The following is a 3,539-nucleotide window of genomic DNA, read 5'->3' as shown; positions in this document are numbered from 1 at the left end:
ATATGAATCTCATTGGGGGGTAATGTGCCGGCGGGTACCAGTTCTTCGACTTCGGCCACAGTAATTTGCGCAGCTCCACACATACAGGGGTTAAAATTTCGGGCAGTACCCCTGAAAATCAGGTTTCCGGCCTCATCACCCTTCCAGGCCTTGACAAAGGCAAAGTCTGCCTTGTAAGCCCGTTCCATAACATACATTTTCCCTTCAAACTCCCGGGTTTCCTTCCCTTCGGCTACCTCTGTCCCAAAACCGGCAGGGGTAAAAAACGCAGGGATCCCTGCCTGAGCTGCCCGACACTTTTCTGCCAGGGTTCCCTGGGGGGTGAGCTCCACCTCCAGTTCTCCGCTGAGCATTTGCCTTTCAAATTCATCATTCTCCCCTACATAGGAAGAAATCATTTTTCGTATTTGACGTTTTTGAAGTAGTAATCCGAGCCCGAAATCATCTACTCCGGCGTTGTTGCTAATGCAGGTGAGGCCCTTAACGTTACGTCGGACCAACTCGGCAATGGCGTTCTCCGGTATTCCGCAAAGGCCAAAACCGCCGAGCATCAGCGTCATATCATCCTCAATTCCTTCCAGTGCCTCCCGGGCATTTGCTACTTTTTTCCGGATCATAGTCTTTCGTATTTTGAATCTGACGGGGGCGGCCTCCCCAAAGGTCTGTCAGAAATCCAACCCTTCCAGGTCGTCTTCCAATTCCTGATTTTCTTCTTCCTCCTCCACAGGTTTATTGCAATCCACGCGAATGGTTAATTCCTCGGGTTTTTCAAAGTCCGCCATAGAAACCCCGAGCTCAGGATCTTCATAATTCTGCTTCATATAGAGCCCCCAAATGGGAAGGGCCATAGAGGCGCCCTGCCCATAGTAAATGGTCTTAAAATGCGTCGCGCGTTCCTCGCCGCCAACCCATACCCCGGTGACAAGGTTAGGAACCATTCCTATAAACCATCCGTCACTCTGGTTTTGTGTGGTTCCTGTTTTTCCTGCGATAGGGTTGGTCAGCTCATAGGGATACCCCGTCATAATTTCTTTATACACCCGGTTCTCTTTTGCAAAAGTATGCCGGAGTCGGGTTCCGGAGCCCCCTTGTGTCACCCCCTTTAAGAGATCGACCATGGCGTAAGCCACATCCTGGCTCAGTACATCTTTGGTCTGCGGGGTATACTCGTATAGCACTGTCCCGTTTTTATCTTCGATACGGGTCACCATTACGGGCTTTACATAGACCCCCTGGTTGGCAAAGGCACCATAGGCGCCCACCATTTCATAGACATTGAAATCAGGAGTCCCAAGGGCAATGGAAGGCACTTCTGGGATCTCGCTGGTCAGGCCGAGATTTTTGACAATACTCACAACGGGTTTGGGCCCGACCTCATCAATCAATTGGGCGGTAACGGAATTCACGGAGTTGGCGAGTGCCCGTTTTAAGGTGTAGCTCTGTCCGGAATACATTCCATTTGAGTTTTTAGGGCACCAGGGCTCGGGGTTCCCGTATTTATTCGCTTCAATGCAGTATTGGGTGTCCGGTAGGGTGTCGCAGGGCGATCTGCGCAATTGATCAATAGCCGCTGCGTAAATAAAAGGTTTGAAGGTGGACCCGGCCTGTCGGGACCCCTGTATGACATTGTCGTATTGAAAATGGCGGTAATTGATACCCCCTACCCATGCCTTAACATGCCCCGTCTGGGGTTCCATGGACATCATGGCCGACCTGAGGAAGGTTTTGTAATACCGTATGGAATCCAGTGGGGTCATTACGGTATCCTTCTCCATCCCGGGGGAATTCCAGTCAAAAACAGTCATTTCCGTCTGTTTGTTGAAAGAGGCCCGAATCTCATCTTCAGACTTTCCTTCCCTGCTCATCGCCCTCCAGCGTTCCGAAGATTTCATCCCGCGGGTCATAATTCCCCGGATCTCATCCGAAGAGATATCGAGAAATGGGGTTGTCGGGTTGCGGTCCGGGGTATTCTGAACAAAAAACTCAGCCTGCAAACGCTTCATATGGTCCTGTACCGCAGACTCGGCATTGGCCTGCATCCGGGAGTCTATAGTTGTGTACACCTTCAGGCCGTCCAGATAAATGTTCCAGGTGTCTCGTTCCCCTTCCCGAGCCGGTTTTGGGTTTTTGGAAACCCAGTCCTTAAGCCAACCCTGCAAGTACATTCTAAAATAGGTCGCCAATCCTTCCCTGTGGTTTTCGGGATTGAAGTTGATATCCAATTTTAACCCAATCAATGAATCTCGTTCGGCCTCGGAGATATACTCGTATTTCTCCATCTGAGACAAAACAGTGTTTCTGCGCTCTACGGTAAGTTCTTCCCTCCGGATGGGATTGTACAGGGAAGAGTTCTTTAACATGCCTACCAATAAGGCAGACTCCTCTGTTTTCAAATCCTTTGGTTCCTTGCCAAAATAGATCTTTGCGGCCGATCGAATACCGTCTGCATTGTACCCGAAATCATAAATGTTCAGGTACATGGAAATGATTTCTTCCTTGGTGTAATTGCGTTCCAGACGGGTAGCAATCACCCATTCTTTAACCTTTTGAACTACAGCTTCAGCCACGTTCTTTGAACGTACGCCTACGAATAACTGTCTGGCCAGCTGTTGCGAAATCGTACTGGCTCCACCGCGGGTACCCAAAAAAAGCACTGCCCTTAAAGTTCCCCGGGCGTCTACACCCGAATGGTCGTAAAAGCGGGCATCCTCAGTAGCTATAAGGGCCTGGACCAGGTTTTGCGGCAATTCCGAATAGGGTACATCGGTACGGTTATCCTCGAGGAAAAACTTACCCAGGGTTTGGCCATCTGATGAAATGATTTCGGTGGCCAGGTTGGTCTGGGGATTCTCCAGTCTTTCAAACGTGGGCATTTCCCCGAAAACACCCCAGGACGCTAAAAGAAATACGAGGGCCAGGGCCAGGACACCCCCAAAAAAGAGGATCCAGAACGCCTTTATAAAGGGTTTGAAAGAATTTGTTTTTGGTTTTTTCTTTGTTGCCATTGTCTACGGGTTCTTCTCAATCTGAAGGCCAATATCCAGTACGCCCGGAAGTGCCTCAAGTCCGTTCGTACTGCCATTCTTTCTCATGGCATGTGCCACGGTAACAGTATATACGCCAGTATTGGGAAAAACGATGTTTTCTTTATACCATAATTTGTTTTCCCGAACGCTGCCGTAGCCCGACCCCAACCAGTTTCCCATGGCATCGGCCATCTGGTATTCCAGGGTGTCACGCTCAGAGGCACCCTCCGGAGATGTAAACTCCGCAATCACGAAAAGATTGTTGTACGGATACTCCTGATCGTTGCGAAGGGTTATAAACATGTCATAGGTCAGGGTCGTATCCATCTCACTTAAGGTGAATTCCATAACGCCCTCTTTCTTCCATTGACCGTTGGCAGTAGACTTCACCTTAGAATAGGCGAGGTGATCGGTGCAGGAGACAAAAAGGACGAGCCCGCAACATATAAACAGCGATTTAAGCATTTCTGGATGTTCTTTTTCGATTATTCCCTTTGTTTCGGCGTTTATTCC

The 3,539-nt window shown here is 49.4% G+C and carries 3 protein-coding genes; all 3 read right to left on the bottom strand.

What is annotated here, in order from left to right:
* A partial coding sequence (locus WBV75_RS07600) for a CoA transferase subunit A (RefSeq protein ID WP_424120030.1) occupies positions 1-617 on the bottom strand: 617 nt, incomplete at its 3' end.
* Positions 618-665: 48 nt separating this feature from the next.
* Positions 666-3,005, bottom strand: a complete 2,340-nt coding sequence (locus WBV75_RS07595; protein ID WP_424120029.1) for a penicillin-binding protein 1A — start codon at positions 3,003-3,005, stop codon at positions 666-668.
* Between the two features lie 3 nt (positions 3,006-3,008).
* A partial coding sequence (locus tag WBV75_RS07590) for a gliding motility lipoprotein GldH (RefSeq protein ID WP_424120028.1) occupies positions 3,009-3,539 on the bottom strand: 531 nt, incomplete at its 5' end.

This window comes from Robiginitalea sp., assembly GCF_049588695.1.
Classification (GTDB): domain Bacteria; phylum Bacteroidota; class Bacteroidia; order Flavobacteriales; family Flavobacteriaceae; genus Robiginitalea.
The sequence above is the reverse complement of the archived record's forward strand: the minus strand, read 5'-3'. Positions and strand labels throughout refer to the sequence as shown.

What these genes read in the sequence shown, in the direction of transcription:
- WBV75_RS07595 (WP_424120029.1), bottom strand. Translation starts at nt 3,005, where the DNA reads ATGGCAACAAAGAAAAAACCAAAAACAAATTCTTTCAAACCCTTTATA.